Here is a 14,191-nt window from a genome sequence, read left to right as displayed (position 1 = left end):
TGCCTCAGGTGACCTCGTCGTAGTTGGCGGCGCGCGGAGCCGGCGCCGGGGTGGCGGTGCCGCCGCCGGTCGAGGAGGTGCCGGGCGTGCGGGGATCTGCCGCCGTGGCCACCTCCTTGAGATCGTTGTGCACGTTGGTGACGTCCGCGCGCAGGTTGTCGTAGACGCCCTGCAACGGCTTCCGGATCGCCTGCTCGTCCTCCTCGCTGAGCAGGTGCTTGCGGATGAACGCCTTGGGGTGCAGATCCTCCAGCTGGATGTCGGTGCCCAGCTCCTTGCTCAGGTCGGTGGTGGCGTTGCGGGCCATGTTGCGCAGGTTGCGCACCATCCGCAGCCCGTCACTGATCACCGCGGGCAGCCGGTCGCCGAAGATCAGCAGCGCCAGCAGCAGCAGCGCGCCGACCTCCCACATGTTCAGGTTCTCGAACACCTAGGCCTCCTCCTGGCTACCGCAGCCAGACTACGCACGTCAGGGGCCTCGCCAGAAGAGGGTGAGAGGGTCACTTCGCATCTGCGGCGAGGGTCACCGAGGCGTTCTGCCGGTCGGATCCCCGGCGGTACTCGACGGTCACCACCGAGCCGGGCGCGTACTTGCGGACCAGGGCGATCAGGTCGGTCGGCTCGGTCATCGGGCGACCGTTGAGCTTCAGGATCACGTCGCCGGCCTTGAGCCCCGCGCCGGCTGCCGGGCCGGCCGGCTCAACCGCCGCGAGGCGTACCCCGGAGCCGCCGCTACCCGAGCCGGGCCCGCCGACCTGGGCGCCGATCACCGTCCGGCGGGCCTTGCCGGTGCCGATGATGTCCTGCGTGATCCGCTTGGCCTGGTTGATCGGGATGGCGAAGGCGAGGCCGATGTTGCCGGCCTCCTGGCCGTCCGCGACCAGCGACTTGATTGTGGAGTTGACGCCGATCACCCGCCCCGCCGCGTCGACCAGTGGCCCGCCTGAGTTGCCGTGGTTGACCGCGGCGTCGGTCTGGATCGCCGCGTAGTAGCGCGTCGGGCCGCCCGGTTCGCCCGCCTGCATCGTCCGGTCCAGGGCACTGACGATGCCCGCGGTGACCGTGTTCGCCAGCGACAGCGGCGAACCGATGGCCAGCACCGGGTCGCCCACCGCCAGCGCGTCGGAGTCGCCGAACTCGACCGGGCGCAGGCCGGCGCGGGAGACTTTGATCACAGCGATGTCGGACTCCGGGTCCTGGCCGACCAGCGTCGCCGAGGCCGAACTCCCGTCGTTGAAGATCACCGACGCCTGGCCGGTGCCGCCGGCGACGACGTGGTCGTTCGTGATCACGTGCCCATCGGCGCTGGCGATGAAGCCGGAGCCCTCGCTGGTGCCGCCCACCCCGGCCACCCGGACGGTGACCACGCTGGGCAGGACGCGCTCCGCGACCCCGGCCAGCGACTCCGGCGGGCGCTGCGCGAGCGTGGGGGCCGACCCCGGCGCGGCGCCGAGCACCGTCCCAGCCGCGCCGCCACGGACGGCGAAGGCATACCCGAGTGCGCCGCCGAGCGTGCCGGCGAGCAGCGCGGCGACCAGCGGGATGAGCATCATCTGGTGCAGTTTCGGCCGGCCGGGCGCGTCCGGATCGGAGACCGGTTCCGGCTCGGTGCCAGGGACCGGCGCCGCCGGTATCACCACCGCCGTCGGAGCGTTCGGATCCCGCCACGGGTCGGCGAGCGCGTCGGACCACCACGGCGAAGCGGTCGCGTGGCCGTCCTCCCCCGGTGTCGCCGGCGAGCCCGCCGGCGGCTGTCCGGGCCCCGGCTGCCCCGCCGGTGCGCCGCCCGCGCCGGGCTGGCGCCAGTCCCAGCCGTCGGTCACTCGGTGCCTCCCAGTCCGTCCCCGGTATCCACGATCCGCGATCGAGCGCCGCCCCGGTGCGGTCGACCGGATACCGCTTCCAGGATTGCACGGATGCGCCGCGCGGGGTCAGCGGTTGTCACTGCGGGTGGACGCGCGGCTGCGCCCGTGGCGGGCCGCCTCTAGAGTCACAGTGCCCACCCGCCCTGCGCTTCATGCTCGCTGCCCGGAGGTGTCCCATCGCCACGGTCGCCGGTTCCGGCAGTTCGACGAACCCGGCTCTGCACTTCGCCGAGTCGTACGTCACGGAGGATCTCGTGCTGCGGACCGCGCGCAGCCTCGCCCGCGAGGTCGGTCTCGAGGCGGTCACCCCGGGGGCCGGCGCGGCGTTGCGCCTGCTCGCCGCCGCCGGCAACGCCCGCGCGGTGGTCGAGATCGGCACCGGCACCGGGGTCAGCGGCGTGTGGCTGCTGCGCGGCATGCGCGCCGACGGGGTGCTCACCACCATCGACGTCGAGGTGGAGCACCAGCGGATCGCGCGGCGCATCTTCGCCGAGGCCGGCTTCGTCGCGGGCCGCACGCGGATCATCACCGGCCGGGCGCTGGACGTGCTCCCCCGGCTCGCGGACGGCGCGTACGACCTGGTCTTCGTCGACGCCGAGGCGACCGGCTTCACCGCCTGCGTGGACGCCGCGCTGCGGCTGCTGCGCCCGGGAGGTGTGCTGGTGCTCAACGGCGCGCTCGCTGGGGGCCGGATCGGCGACCCGGCGGCCCGCGACGCGGAAACGGTGACGGTACGCGAGACGGTGAAGGCCGTCCGCGAGTCGGAGCACTGGATCCCGGCGGTGCTGCCGGTCGGGCACGGGCTGCTCGCCGCGATCAGGTGCTGACCCGGCCGCAGCCCGGCCGAGCGTCGGCCGACGGATTCCGCCGGCACCCGGCCGGCGGCCCCGGCCGGGGTCAGGACAGCGTGGCCAGCCAGCGCAGCAGCCCGCGTACGCCCCAACCGGTCGCGCCCCGGGTCAGCTCCGCGTCGTCGCGCTCGCACCAGGAGGGTGCGGACATGTCGATGTGCAGCCAGTGCTCCCGCAGGTCGCCGGTGAACTCCCGCAGGTAGAGCGCGGCCAGCACGGAACCGGCGCCCTGCGTCGGGGCGCTGTGCAGGTCGGCCAGGTCGCTGCCGAGGTGCTCCACGTAGTCGGCGGGCAGCGGCATCCGCCAGGCGGCCTCGCCGGCCGCGTCGATGGCGGCCAGCAGGTCCTTGGCGAGCTGGTCGTTGTCGCTGTAGAGGGCACCGGTGCGGGTGCCGAGCGCGACCGCGTTCGCCCCGGTCAGGGTCGCCAGGTCGAGAAGCAGGTCCGGCTTGAGTTCCTGCACGGCGTACGCCAGCGCGTCGGCCAGGACCAGCCGCCCCTCGGCGTCCGAGTTTGTCGTCTCGCTGGTCAGCCCGCCGTAGTGCCGGACGATGTCGCCCGGCCGGAACGCGGCGCCGCTGACCATGTTCTCGGCCAGCGGGGCGAGCGTGGTGATCCGGACCGGCAACCGCAGCGCCGCCGCGCCGAGCGTCGCCGCGACGACGGCCGCCGCACCGGCCATGTCCTTGCGCATCAGCTTCATCGCCGGCACCGGCTTGATCGAGATGCCGCCGGTGTCGAAGGTGATGCCCTTGCCGACCAGCACCACGTGGGTGCGGGCGTCGGCCGGCTGCCAGTCCAGCTCGACCAGGCGTGGGCCGCTGGCCGAGCCGCCGCCGACGGCGAGGATCCCGCCGAATCCCTCGGCGGCCAGTTGCTCCGGCTCGCGGACCCGCAGCCGGAGTCCGGGCAGGTCAGCGGCGGCCTCGGCGATCTGGTCGGCGAACCACTGCGGGTTCTTGACCGAGGAGGGGGTGTTGGTGAGGTCGCGGGCCAGCCGGGTCATCCGGGCGGTCGTCCGCGCCAGTTCCACGGCCCGCTCGTACGACTCGGGGTCGGTGACCGCCAGGTCGACGCCGGCCAGCGCCGGAGCGTCGGCGTCGGTGCCCAGCCGGAACCGGTACGAGCCGAGCAGCAGCCCCTCGACCAGGCCCCGGACCACCTCCGGTGACACCCCGGCCGGCAGCGCGAGTGTGACATGCGTCTCATCTCGGGCCACCCGGACCACCGCCGCGCCGGCCGTCCGCCAGGCCGCCTCGTCGCCCTCGCCGACGCCGAGCAGCAGCAACCGGGCGGGCGTGCGCCCCGGTCGTAGTTGGCCACGGACCTCGCCGGCCCGGCCGGCGAACCGCGCCATCGGGGCGAGCGCGGCCGCCTCCTCGGCGACCCCGTCGGGCATCGCCACCGCGGTCGGCACCGGCTCTGCCGGCGCGTCGTCGGAGGCTCCGGGCCGGACGGGCAGGGCCACGGTGTCGAGCCGGTCCGGCTCGGCGGTCAGACGGATGGCGAGCACGCGGAGCCGTACCTCCTGAAGAAGGGCGCGGGGGTGGACGCCCCGCGAATGGTGCGCTCGGGGCGATTGGCCCCGGAAGATGGTGTGAAGGCCCTGAGCCACCGGCGGAGCCGGTGGCTCAGGGCACGGGCGGGCCTCCTGGAGACCCGCCCCGGACGAACCGTTCCGCGGCGGCGAGCGTCGCCGACGAACCGGCCTTGATCAGCCGGCGGCCGCCTTGAGCGCGTCACCGAGCGCCGTCGCCTCGTCGGGAGTCATCTCGACGACGAGCCGGCCACCGCCCTCCAGCGGGACCCGCATGACGATGCCCCGGCCCTCCTTGGTGACTTCCAGCGGACCGTCGCCCGTCCGCGGCTTCATCGCCGCCATGTTGTCTCCCCTCAGACCTACACCAGGGTCGGTGGGTTGCCCCACAGCCACTTCGCCATGACCACCCGCAACTTGCGCGGGAGTGTCGACCAACGATTTTCCCTGATGAACACCGCCGGACCCAAACCGAAGCAGCATTGATGTAACAGCATCTAGCTTATCCCGAGATGGCCTGTCACAATGTGCGGTCATGCAGGCACGGTCGGCGCTCTTCGACCTGTACGGCGACCACCTCCGGCCCCGGGGTGGTCGTGCACCCGTTGCCGCCCTGGTCAGGCTCTTGTCACCGCTCGGGATCGCCCCGCCGGCCGTGCGGACGGCGGTCTCCCGGATGGTGCGGCAGGGCTGGCTCGAACCGGTGAAGCTGACCTCCGGACCGGGATATTCGATCACACCGAAGGCGGCCCGCCGGCTGGACGAGGCCGCCTCCCGGATCTACCGCACCGGCCGGGTCAGCTGGGACGGGCGGTTCGACCTGCTGGTGCTGGACGCGCCGAGCGCCCGCCGGGACCGCCAGCGGCTCGCCGCCAACCTGCGCTTCCTCGGCTACGGCACGCTCGACGAGCAGACCTGGGTGGCCACCCGGCCCGCCGAGGACGTCGACGTGCTGCTCAGCGAGGCAGGCGTACGCTTCGAGCGGTTCAGCGCCGCGCACGCCGCGGGCACCCCGGGCGCGATGGGCCTGGTCCGCCGGGCCTGGGACCTGGCCGAGATCGGCCGGGCGTACGAGCAGTTCGTCGCCGACCAGCGACCGCTGCTCACCGGGATCACCGTCCGCAGCGGCGACGAGGAGGCGTACGCGGCCCGATTCCGGTTGGTGCACGCGTGGCGTACCTTCCTCTTCCGGGACCCGCAGCTGCCCCCGGCGCTGCTGCCCGAACGCTGGCCCGGCACCGCCGCGGCCGGCTTCTTCGACCGGCACGCGGCCCGGCTCCGGCCAGCCGCGGACCGGTACGTCGAGCAGTGCCTCGACGGTGGTAACCGGATAGTCCAACAGAAGGGCCGCCAGACGTGACCGAGCCGCTGCTCGTCGACCGCACCGATGCCGTCGCCACCCTCACGCTGAACCGCCCGGCGGCGATGAACGCGCTCGACGTGGCGCTCAAGGAAGCGCTCCGGGACACCCTCGCCGAACTGGAGGCCGACCGCACCTGCCGGGCGGTGGTACTCGCCGGGGCGGGCGGCTCGTTCTGCGCGGGCCAGGATCTGCGCGAGCACGTGGCCACCCTCCAGTCGGGCACCGGGAAGCCGCTGGACACCGTCGCGGCGCACTACAACCCGATCGCCGCCCGGCTGGCCAACCTGCCCAAGCCGGTGGTGGCCGCGGTGCGCGGGATGGCCGCCGGGGCGGGTGCCTCGCTGGCGTTCCTGGCCGACATCCGCATCGGCGGGCCGTCGACCAGCTTTCTGATGGCGTTCGCCAAGGTCGGGCTCGCCGCCGACACCGGCGCGTCCTGGACGCTGCCCCGGCTGGTCGGCCACGCCAAGGCCGTCGAGCTGCTGATGCTGGCCGAGCCGGTACGCGCCGAGGAGGCGTGGCGGCTGGGCCTGCTCACCCGGATGGTGGACGACGACAGCGTGCTGCCGACCGCCCAGGAACTCGCCGCCCGGCTCGCCGCCGGCCCGACCGTGGCGTACGGGGCGATCAAGCGTCAGCTCTCCGTCGCTGACGCCGGCACCCTGGCCGACGCGCTGGCCGCCGAGGCGCAGGCGCAGGCGATCTGCGGCCGCACCACGGACCACCACGCGGCCACGATGGCGTTCGTCAACAAGCAGAAGCCGGTCTTCGAGGGCCGCTGAGCCGCCGGCGGAGAACGCTGCCGCGCTGGCGGACGGCGCTGCGGTGCCGGCGGGTCAGTCGTCCTCCTCCGGATCCTGGTTCGCCTCGGCACCGAGCACGAAAGCCTGCATGGCCAGCTCGTCGCCCGAGGGCGACACGAAGGCGGGCAGCTCCCGTGGGCCCAACTCCTGCACGTACGCCCAGAACAGCCGGACCGCCTCCGCCGGCGAGTCGGCCTCGATCGGCAGATCCAGGCTGACCAGCCAGGACCGGCGTTGCGGCGGCGGGCCGAGCCGGTCGACCAACTCGCGGAACGCGCCTGGATCGAGCGCGGTCACCGGTCCGCCGAGGGCCAGCGCGTCGGCCGGCACCGGCTCGTCGAAGGCCCGCCGGGTGTACGCCACGACCAACGCGTCGGGACCCCGGTCGGACTGCGGGTCGTCCGGATCCTCCGGGCGGCGGGTCGTCGGCGCGGCCACCCGGCCCACCGCCACCAGCCGGGGCGGCTCGTCGGCCAGCACCGCGACCTGATCACCCGGGCGGGGCAGCGCCACATCGTCCAGCCCAGTCAACTCCAGCGTGTCGTGGTGGACGAGCCGCTCGGCGTCGTACCGGCCGGCCGGCAGGAGCACCGCCCAGGTGCCCGCGCCGCCCGCGTGGCTCGCTCCGTTCACCCGGTGTGCGGTGTCGGTCGTCATGCCCTCATCCCATCACGCCTGCCTCGGACGTCACGACGTGGCAGCCCACGAGATGGTCGTCGACCATCCCGGTGGCCTGCATCAGCGCGTATGCCGTGGTCGGGCCGACGAACCGGAAGCCCCGCTTCTTGAGTGCCTTGGCCAGCGCCGTGGAGACGTCGGTCAGCGCGGGCACCGCCGCGTAGGTTGCCGGCCGGGCCCGGCCGGGCGCCGGAGCGAAGGACCAGAGCAGCTCCGACAGCCCCGCCGGCAGCTCCAGCGCGGCGCGGGCGTTGGCGATCGCCGCCTCGATCTTGGCACGGTTACGGACGATGCCCGCGTCGGCGAGCAGCCGATCCACCTCGGCCTCGCCGTAGCCGGCCACGGTCTCGATCCGGAAGTCGTCGAAGGCCAGCCGGAACGCCGGCCGCTTGCGCAGGATGGTCAACCAGGACAGCCCGGACTGGAACGCCTCCAGCGTCATCCGCTCGTAGAGGGCGTCGTCGCCGCGCAACGGGCGACCCCACTCGGTGTCGTGATAGACCGCGTAGTCGGGGGTGCTCGCCCCCCAGCCGCAGCGGGCCAGCCCGTCGGCACCGATCACCAGTTCAGTCACGCCATCCAGGCTAGGCGAGCCCTCCGACAGCCCCCGCCGCCGGTCAGGGCAGGCGGCCCTGCTCGACCTGGCGGGCGAACCGCCGCAACGCCTGGGTGAGGCTGAGCTTCGAGCCCGGCCAGAGCACCGGCCAGGCCACCCGGCCGGCCGCCCCGCCGGGCAGGTGGAACCACTCGTGCCAGACCACCTGGCTGCGGCCGCTCTCCAGCTGGGTGCAGCGCAGCACGCCCGGGCCGCGCAGCAGCGTGCCGCAGTGCACCACGCCGATCTCGTACGGCGCGTCCACCCGGACCACCCGCATCTTGTCCCGCAGCACGGCCGGGCCGAGCGTGGTGACGGACTCGACCAGGCTGCCCTCGCCACCGTCGCCCTCGACCACCCGCACCGTGGTGAACGGGATCCAGTCGGACTGCCGCTCCCAGGCCAGCAGGGCGGCGAAGACCTTCTCCGCGGACGCGTTGACGATCACGGTGGCGGTGACCTCACCGGCACCGCGCTGGGCCGCCTCGCGAAGATCGTCCGGGGCGCCCGGGTCGCTCACGCCGACTCCGAGCGGACCACGGGATGGTGTGGCTCGGCCTCCGGTGCCCCGGTGGTGACCGGCTCCGCCGCCCCGCGTACCCCGTCGGCGGTTTCCGGCCGGTCGGCCTGCGCCCGGCCGTTGTCCTCGGCCGGAGCGCCGGCCGCCGCGCTGTCGCCCTCGGCCGGCGTGCCGCCCGGCTCCGGCGTGCTGGCGTCCTCGGCGGGCGTGCCGCCGGCCTCTGCGGCGGTGGCCGGGCCGGAGGACTGCTCGCGGGCCTGCCGCAGGGCGTCGGCCTCGACCGTCCGCCCCTCCCGCAGCGCGGCCACCTCGGCCTCCAGTACGCCGATCAGCTCCGTCTTGTAGCCGATGTCGTACGCCGCCCGGCGCATCGCCTGGTCGACCTGGGCCATCCGGTACCCGCGCAGCGCGGTGTCGAAGCGCACCTCGCCCACGTCCGACTCACGGAGCGGCCGCTCACCGGGCAATGGCACCGCCCGCCCGTCCGCCTCGGCCGGCACCAGACCGGGATCCCGGCCGGTGACCAGCACCGTCACGCCGAACACCACCGCCGCGACGGTGACCGCCACGACCAGCAGGAGCAGAAGCTGACCCATGCACTGATCGTGGCACGCCAACGGGAGCGGGGCGACCCCACCCGGCGCGGCGTACCGGACGGGGGCCCGCGACCTGCGACGGGATAGCGTCACCGGTGGCCGGCGGCGTGATCCGGCGGCCCAGGGCGATGAAGGAGGCGGCGTGGCCGGGGTGCTGCGGCTCGGTGGACGGACGTTCGGCCCCGACGATCTGGTGGTGATGGCGATCGTCAACCGCACCCCGGACTCGTTCTTCGACCGGGGCGCGACGTTCGCCGCCGACAGCGCCCTGCGGGCGGTGGAGCGCGCGGTGGACGAGGGCGCGGAGATCGTCGACATCGGTGGGGTGAAGGCCGGGCCGGGCGCGGAGGTCGACGCCGCCGAGGAGATCCGCCGCACGGTCGGCACCATCGCCGCCGTCCGGGCCGCCTTTCCGGAGCTGGTCATCTCGATCGACACCTGGCGCGCCGAGGTCGCGGTGGAGGCGGTGGCGGCCGGCGCGGACCTGCTCAACGACACCTGGTCGGGGGCCGATCCGGCGTTGGCCCGGGTCGCCGCGCAGACCGGCGCCGGACTGGTCTGCTCCCATGCCGGCGGGCTCAGCCCGCGGACCCGGCCGCACCGGGCCGCCTTCGACGACGTGGTGGCCGACGTGGTGACGACGGTGACCGGGCTGGCCGAGCGCGCGGTGTCGCTGGGCGTGCGCGCCGACGGGATCCTCATCGACCCGGCGCACGACTTCGGCAAGAACACCCGCCACTCGCTGGAGATCACCCGTCGGCTCGGGGAACTGGCTGCCACCGGCTGGCCGCTGCTGGTCGCCCTGTCGAACAAGGACTTCATCGGCGAGACGCTCGACCTGCCGGTCACCGAGCGGCTGGAGGGCACGCTGGCCGCGACGGCGGTCTCCGCCTGGTTGGGAGCCCGGGTCTTCCGGGCGCACCAGGTCCGCCAGACCCGTCGGGTCCTGGACATGGTCGCCTCGATTCAGGGCCACCGCCCGCCCACCGTCACCCGCCGCGGCCTCGCCTGAACCGCCGGGATCAGGTCCAGCGGAGGATGTTGCGGCGCCAGGCGTAGAGGAGCCCGAGGGCGAGGACGGCCACGAAGATCGCCATCTCGACCACGGTGACCAGCCCGAAGCCGGGCCGGTCGAAGACCACCGCCCACGGGAAGAGGAACACCGCCTCGACGGCGAACAGCACGTAGAGATAGGCGTAGACGTAATAGCGGATCTGCATCTGCGCCCAGTCGCCCCCGACCGGGTCGATGCCGCACTCGTAGTTGGCGCGCTTGCCGGGCGGGTCCGCCGGGCGGGCGGGACGCAGCACCCGGTTGGCCGAGAACGCAACGACGAAGAAGAGGACGCTGGCGAGCAGCAGCAGCCCGAGCGTCGCGTACGAGCCCAGGTAACCGGTCACGGTCGGTCAGCCTACCGCCCCCACCGATCCGCCGGGGTCTGTCGGGCTCCCGACCGGGGCCGCCGGACGGGCGGTGATCTGGATTACGGCGTGCCGGGCGAAACGCCGCAAGACGCCGTATAAACCCTCACATTCCGATCCCAGTCGACGGACCTCCGGGGAAGGCGCGGGCCTGTTTCGACGTAGGCTCTCGGGTGAGGAAACACAAGCGGGCCGGCGTTCACGGACGGCCGGTACAGCGGCGCGTCAAGGAGGTCTCGTGGCCGGGCAAGGCGAGGTCACCATCCAGTTCAGCCGGCCGCGCCACGGCGCTCAGCGAAGTGAGGTGCGGCCGTGACCAAGCAGATCCGTCAACTGGACCGGGTGGTGATCCGGTTCGCCGGCGACTCCGGCGACGGCATGCAGCTGACCGGTGACCGATTCACCTCGGAGACCGCGCAGTTGGGCAACGACATCTCCACGCTGCCCAACTTCCCGGCTGAGATCCGGGCTCCCGCCGGCACCCTGCCGGGCGTGTCGAGCTTTCAGGTGCACTTCGCCGACTACGACATCCTCACCCCCGGCGACGCGCCGAACGTACTGGTGGCGATGAACCCGGCGGCGCTCAAGGCGAACCTCGTCGACCTGCCCCGCGGGGCCGACATCATCGTCAACACCGACGAGTTCACCAAGCGCAACCTGGCCAAGGTCGGCTATGCGAGCAGCCCGCTCGACGACGACACCCTCGCCGGGTACGCGGTGCACCCGGTGGCGCTGACCTCGATGACGATCGGCGCGCTGGCCGAACTCGACGTGTCCAAGAAGGACGCCGAGCGGGCCAAGAACATGTTCGCCCTGGGCCTGCTCAGCTGGATGTACTCCCGGCCGTACGAGTCGACCCTGCGGTTCCTGGAGCGCAAGTTCGCCAAGCGGCCCGAGCTGGTCGCGGCGAACATCGCCGCCTTCAAGGCCGGCTGGAACTTCGGCGAGACCACCGAGGACTTCGCCGTCCGCTACGAGATCAAGCCGGCGAAGATGCCGGCCGGCACCTACCGCAACATCACCGGCAACGCCGCGCTGTCGCTCGGCATCGTCGCCGCCGGGGTCCGCTCCGGCCTGCCGGTCTTCCTCGGCGCGTACCCGATCACCCCGGCCTCGGACATCCTGCACGAGCTGAGCAAGCACAAGCGGTTCGGCGTCACCACCATGCAGGCCGAGGACGAGATCGCCGCGATCGGCGCGGCGCTGGGCGCGTCCTACGGTGGCGCGCTCGGCGTGACCACGACCAGCGGGCCGGGCGTGGCCCTCAAGAGCGAGACGATCTCCCTCGCGGTGGCGCTGGAGCTGCCGCTGGTCATCGTCGACGTGCAGCGGGCCGGGCCGTCGACCGGCATGCCGACCAAGACCGAGCAGGCCGACCTGAACATGGCGCTGTTCGGCCGGCACGGCGAGGCGCCGGTGGCGGTGATCGCGCCGAAGTCTCCGTCCGACTGCTTTTACGCCGCGCTGGAGGCGGCGCGGATCGCGCTGACCTACCGCACGCCGGTCATCCTGCTGTCGGACAACTACGTCGCCAACGGCTCCGAGCCGTGGCTGCTGCCCGACGTGGCGTCCCTGCCGGATCTGCGGGTCGAGTTCGCCACCGCGCCCAACGGCGAGGACGGCACCACCTTCCTGCCGTATTTGCGTGACCCGCAGACGCTGGCCCGGCCGTGGGCCATCCCGGGCACCGCCGGGCTGGAGCACCGCATCGGCGGGCTGGAGAAGGCCGACAAGACCGGTGACATCTCGTACGACCCGGCGAACCACGACTTCATGGTGCGTACCCGGGCCGCCCGGATCGAGGCGATCCCGGTGCCGGACCTCGAGGTGGAGGACCCGGACGGTGACGCCCGGGTGCTGGTGCTCGGCTGGGGCTCGACGTACGGGCCGATCGGTGCCGCCTGCCGTGCGCTGCGCCAGCGCGGGCTGCCGGTCGCGCAGGCGCACCTGCGGCACCTCTCGCCCATGCCGGCCAACCTGGGCGCGGTGCTGCGGTCGTACGACCGGGTGGTCATCCCCGAGATGAACCTGGGCCAGCTCGCCCAGGTGATCCGGGCCCGCTACCTGGTCGACGCGATCGCCTACAACCAGGTCCGCGGCCTGCCGTTCACCGCCGCCGAGCTGGAGACGATGCTGGAAGAGGTGCTGAAGAACGTGCTGTCCGGCAAGGTGGTCGACAAGACCTTCAACGCGGGCACCAAGGTCGAGACCGCGACCGTGGACAAGCGCACGATGCAGTACCTCTACGCCGACGGCGAGGACTACGTCTTCATGGATCTGGAGACGTTCGACCAGATCACGGTGGCCGGCGGGACGGTCGGCGAGGCGGCCAACTACCTGCTGCCCGAGGCCGAGGCGACCGTGGCCACGCACGAGGGGGTGCCGCTCTACATCGAGCTGCCGACCTCCGTCGTGCTGGAGGTCACCTACACCGAGCCGGGCCTGCAGGGCGACCGGTCGACCGGCGGCAACAAGCCGGCGACGGTGGAGACCGGCGCGACCGTGCAGGTGCCGCTCTTCATCACCACCGGCGAGAAGATCAAGGTCGACACGCGCGACGGCCGTTACCTCGGCCGCGCCTGATGGCCGAGGGTCCGAAGCAGCAGATGCCGGCGCGCCGCAAGGCGCGCAAGCGGGCGCTGGACGTGCTCTTCGAGGCCGACCTGCGTGATCGTCCGCCGAGCGAGGTGCTCGCCGGCTATGTCGAGCGGATCGAGAAGCCGCGCCCAGATCACCTCGGGTACGCGGTGGGTCTGGTCGAGGGCGTGGCCGGTCACCTGGACCGGATCGACGAGCTGATCTCCAGCTACGCCGAAGGCTGGACGCTGGACCGGATGCCGGTGGTGGACCGTAACCTCGCCCGGATCGCGGTCTACGAGCTGCTGTACGTCGACGAGATCGACGACGCGGTGGCGATCAGCGAGGCGGTCGAGTTGGCCCGGCAGATGTCGACCGACGATTCGCCCCGCTTCCTCAACGGCCTACTCGGCCGCATCGCCGAGTACGCCACCCGCTGAGGCGGGCTCGGCCGCACCAGGCGTACCGACGAAAGGGCCCGTGCCGGATGGCACGGGCCCTTCGTGGCGACAGCGCAGGTCAGGAGGCGAAGAAGGCGCGCGGGTCGGCGACCAGCACGCCGTGCTCGGTGAGCCGCTCGATCAGGCCGGACGGCGAGGCGTCGTAGACGATCGCCAGGGCGCGCAGGTCGTCGGCGCGGATCGACAGCACCCGGCCGTTGTAGTCACCGCGCTGCTGCTGGATGGCGCGGGCGTACCGGGCGACGTAGGCGAGGTCCTCGCTGGCCTCGTCGTAGAGCCGCTCCAGGTCCAGCACGATCTTGCTGGTGGGCTCGTGCCGCACCCCGCTGCCGTCGGGCAGCAGCTCTGAGACCGGAACGCGGTAGAACTCGGCCAACTCGGCCAGGCGGGACACCGTGACGGCCCGGTCGCCGCGCTCGTACGAGCCGACCACCACCGCCTTCCAGCGCCCGTTCGACTTCTCCTCCACTCCCTGCAGGGACAGGCCCTGCTGCTGGCGGATGGAGCGCAGGCGGGCGCCCAGAGACTTGGCGTATTCAGAGGGCATTCGGACACTCCCAGTGCTGCTCGGGGTTCTCCCAGCGATCGCTACGGAGCGTGACGGTACGGGGATTCGTACACGTGGTCAAGTGGTCGTGACCTTCCCGTTGGGCACCCTGGGTGAGTTGTCCCGTTTCGCCAGGCTGAGCCGTGGGTCAGCGGATGTCGCACGATCGTGGCGTAGCACACCGTGCCCGACCGCGATCGGGGCGTCGACCACTGGTAACGTGACCGGAGCCCCTCCGCCGACCGCCCGCGGCCGGCCCGGAGGTTCCGACGTCCTTTAACGACCCGTCCCGTGAGGCGGGGAAGGAGGTCTGCCGTGGCGTACCCATCGGCTGCCCGCCCGTCGCCACCGCGACAACCCTCGGTGAAGGTGATTCT

16 protein-coding genes are annotated in these 14,191 nt (G+C 72.9%); 6 read left to right on the top strand and 10 right to left on the bottom strand.

Translation table 11 applies throughout. The annotated features are described in order from the left end of the window. Positions 1 to 4: 4 nt before the first annotated feature. Both AB0M52_RS04545 and AB0M52_RS04540 read right to left on the bottom strand, forming a co-directional pair. Positions 5 to 430, bottom strand: a complete 426-nt coding sequence (locus tag AB0M52_RS04545) for a preprotein translocase subunit TatB (RefSeq protein WP_363948814.1) — start codon at positions 428 to 430, stop codon at positions 5 to 7. A 70-nt stretch (positions 431 to 500) separates the two neighbouring features. Continuing rightward, positions 501 to 1,823 carry a trypsin-like peptidase domain-containing protein gene (locus tag AB0M52_RS04540; RefSeq protein WP_363948811.1) on the bottom strand — a complete coding sequence of 441 codons (1,323 nt, stop codon included), beginning with the start codon at positions 1,821 to 1,823 and terminating at the stop codon, positions 501 to 503. 296 nt (positions 1,824 to 2,119) lie between these two features. Between AB0M52_RS04540 and AB0M52_RS04535 the strand changes: the two genes are divergently transcribed. Beyond that, positions 2,120 to 2,692, top strand: a complete 573-nt coding sequence (locus AB0M52_RS04535) for an O-methyltransferase (protein ID WP_363948859.1) — start codon at positions 2,120 to 2,122, stop codon at positions 2,690 to 2,692. A gap of 70 nt (positions 2,693 to 2,762) precedes the next feature. Here AB0M52_RS04535 and AB0M52_RS04530 read toward each other — a convergent pair whose 3' ends face one another. Then, on the bottom strand, positions 2,763 to 4,229 hold the full coding sequence (locus tag AB0M52_RS04530) for a leucyl aminopeptidase family protein (RefSeq protein WP_363948808.1): 1,467 nt from the start codon (positions 4,227 to 4,229) through the stop codon (positions 2,763 to 2,765). Between the two features lie 201 nt (positions 4,230 to 4,430). Then, positions 4,431 to 4,598, bottom strand: coding sequence for a DUF3117 domain-containing protein (locus tag AB0M52_RS04525; RefSeq protein ID WP_013283866.1), 168 nt, complete (start codon positions 4,596 to 4,598; stop codon positions 4,431 to 4,433). Positions 4,599 to 4,788: 190 nt separating this feature from the next. Here AB0M52_RS04525 and AB0M52_RS04520 point away from each other — a divergent pair, with 190 nt between their 5' ends. Both AB0M52_RS04520 and AB0M52_RS04515 read left to right on the top strand, forming a co-directional pair. After that, the gene (locus AB0M52_RS04520; protein ID WP_363948805.1) at positions 4,789 to 5,613 is read left to right on the top strand and encodes a PaaX family transcriptional regulator C-terminal domain-containing protein; all 825 of its coding nucleotides are present in this window, start codon (positions 4,789 to 4,791) and stop codon (positions 5,611 to 5,613) included. Next, a complete protein-coding gene (locus AB0M52_RS04515) occupies positions 5,610 to 6,398 on the top strand; it encodes an enoyl-CoA hydratase-related protein (RefSeq protein ID WP_363948802.1) in 789 nt (262 codons plus the stop codon). Before AB0M52_RS04520 ends, AB0M52_RS04515 begins: the two co-directional genes overlap by 4 nt. Positions 6,399 to 6,452: 54 nt before the next feature. Here AB0M52_RS04515 and AB0M52_RS04510 read toward each other — a convergent pair whose 3' ends face one another. From AB0M52_RS04510 to AB0M52_RS04495, 4 genes are read right to left on the bottom strand one after another with little or no spacing between them, the layout of a single operon-like run. Next, positions 6,453 to 7,076 carry a hypothetical protein gene (locus tag AB0M52_RS04510; RefSeq protein ID WP_363948799.1) on the bottom strand — a complete coding sequence of 208 codons (624 nt, stop codon included), beginning with the start codon at positions 7,074 to 7,076 and terminating at the stop codon, positions 6,453 to 6,455. A 4-nt stretch (positions 7,077 to 7,080) separates the two neighbouring features. Further along, positions 7,081 to 7,671, bottom strand: a complete 591-nt coding sequence (locus AB0M52_RS04505; protein WP_363948796.1) for a DNA-3-methyladenine glycosylase I — start codon at positions 7,669 to 7,671, stop codon at positions 7,081 to 7,083. Between the two features lie 43 nt (positions 7,672 to 7,714). Further along, on the bottom strand, positions 7,715 to 8,212 hold the full coding sequence (locus tag AB0M52_RS04500; RefSeq protein WP_363948793.1) for an SRPBCC family protein: 498 nt from the start codon (positions 8,210 to 8,212) through the stop codon (positions 7,715 to 7,717). Further along, the gene (locus tag AB0M52_RS04495) at positions 8,209 to 8,808 is read right to left on the bottom strand and encodes a DivIVA domain-containing protein (protein WP_363948791.1); all 600 of its coding nucleotides are present in this window, start codon (positions 8,806 to 8,808) and stop codon (positions 8,209 to 8,211) included. Before AB0M52_RS04495 ends, AB0M52_RS04500 begins: the two co-directional genes overlap by 4 nt. Positions 8,809 to 8,950: 142 nt before the next feature. Between AB0M52_RS04495 and folP the strand changes: the two genes are divergently transcribed. Further along, positions 8,951 to 9,820 carry a dihydropteroate synthase gene (folP, locus tag AB0M52_RS04490; protein WP_363948789.1) on the top strand — a complete coding sequence of 290 codons (870 nt, stop codon included), beginning with the start codon at positions 8,951 to 8,953 and terminating at the stop codon, positions 9,818 to 9,820. 10 nt (positions 9,821 to 9,830) lie between these two features. Here folP and ndhC read toward each other — a convergent pair whose 3' ends face one another. Then, entirely contained in the window at positions 9,831 to 10,208 is a 378-nt protein-coding gene (gene ndhC / locus AB0M52_RS04485; protein ID WP_363948786.1) for an NADH-quinone oxidoreductase subunit A, read from the bottom strand. Between the two features lie 333 nt (positions 10,209 to 10,541). On the opposite strand from ndhC, the gene efp reads away from it, so the two are divergent. Together efp and nusB are read left to right on the top strand one after the other, a co-directional pair. Further along, entirely contained in the window at positions 10,542 to 12,812 is a 2,271-nt protein-coding gene (efp, locus tag AB0M52_RS04480) for an elongation factor P (RefSeq protein ID WP_363948783.1), read from the top strand. 23 nt (positions 12,813 to 12,835) lie between these two features. Continuing rightward, positions 12,836 to 13,246 carry a transcription antitermination factor NusB gene (gene nusB / locus AB0M52_RS04475; RefSeq protein WP_363948857.1) on the top strand — a complete coding sequence of 137 codons (411 nt, stop codon included), beginning with the start codon at positions 12,836 to 12,838 and terminating at the stop codon, positions 13,244 to 13,246. A 79-nt stretch (positions 13,247 to 13,325) separates the two neighbouring features. Here nusB and AB0M52_RS04470 read toward each other — a convergent pair whose 3' ends face one another. Next, the gene (locus AB0M52_RS04470) at positions 13,326 to 13,814 is read right to left on the bottom strand and encodes a transcriptional regulator (protein ID WP_007458348.1); all 489 of its coding nucleotides are present in this window, start codon (positions 13,812 to 13,814) and stop codon (positions 13,326 to 13,328) included. Positions 13,815 to 14,191 lie beyond the last annotated feature (377 nt).

The organism is Micromonospora sp. NPDC051296 (assembly GCF_040682255.1).
Lineage (GTDB): Bacteria > Actinomycetota > Actinomycetes > Mycobacteriales > Micromonosporaceae > Micromonospora > Micromonospora craterilacus.
The sequence above is the reverse complement of the archived record's forward strand: the minus strand, read 5'-3'. Positions and strand labels throughout refer to the sequence as shown.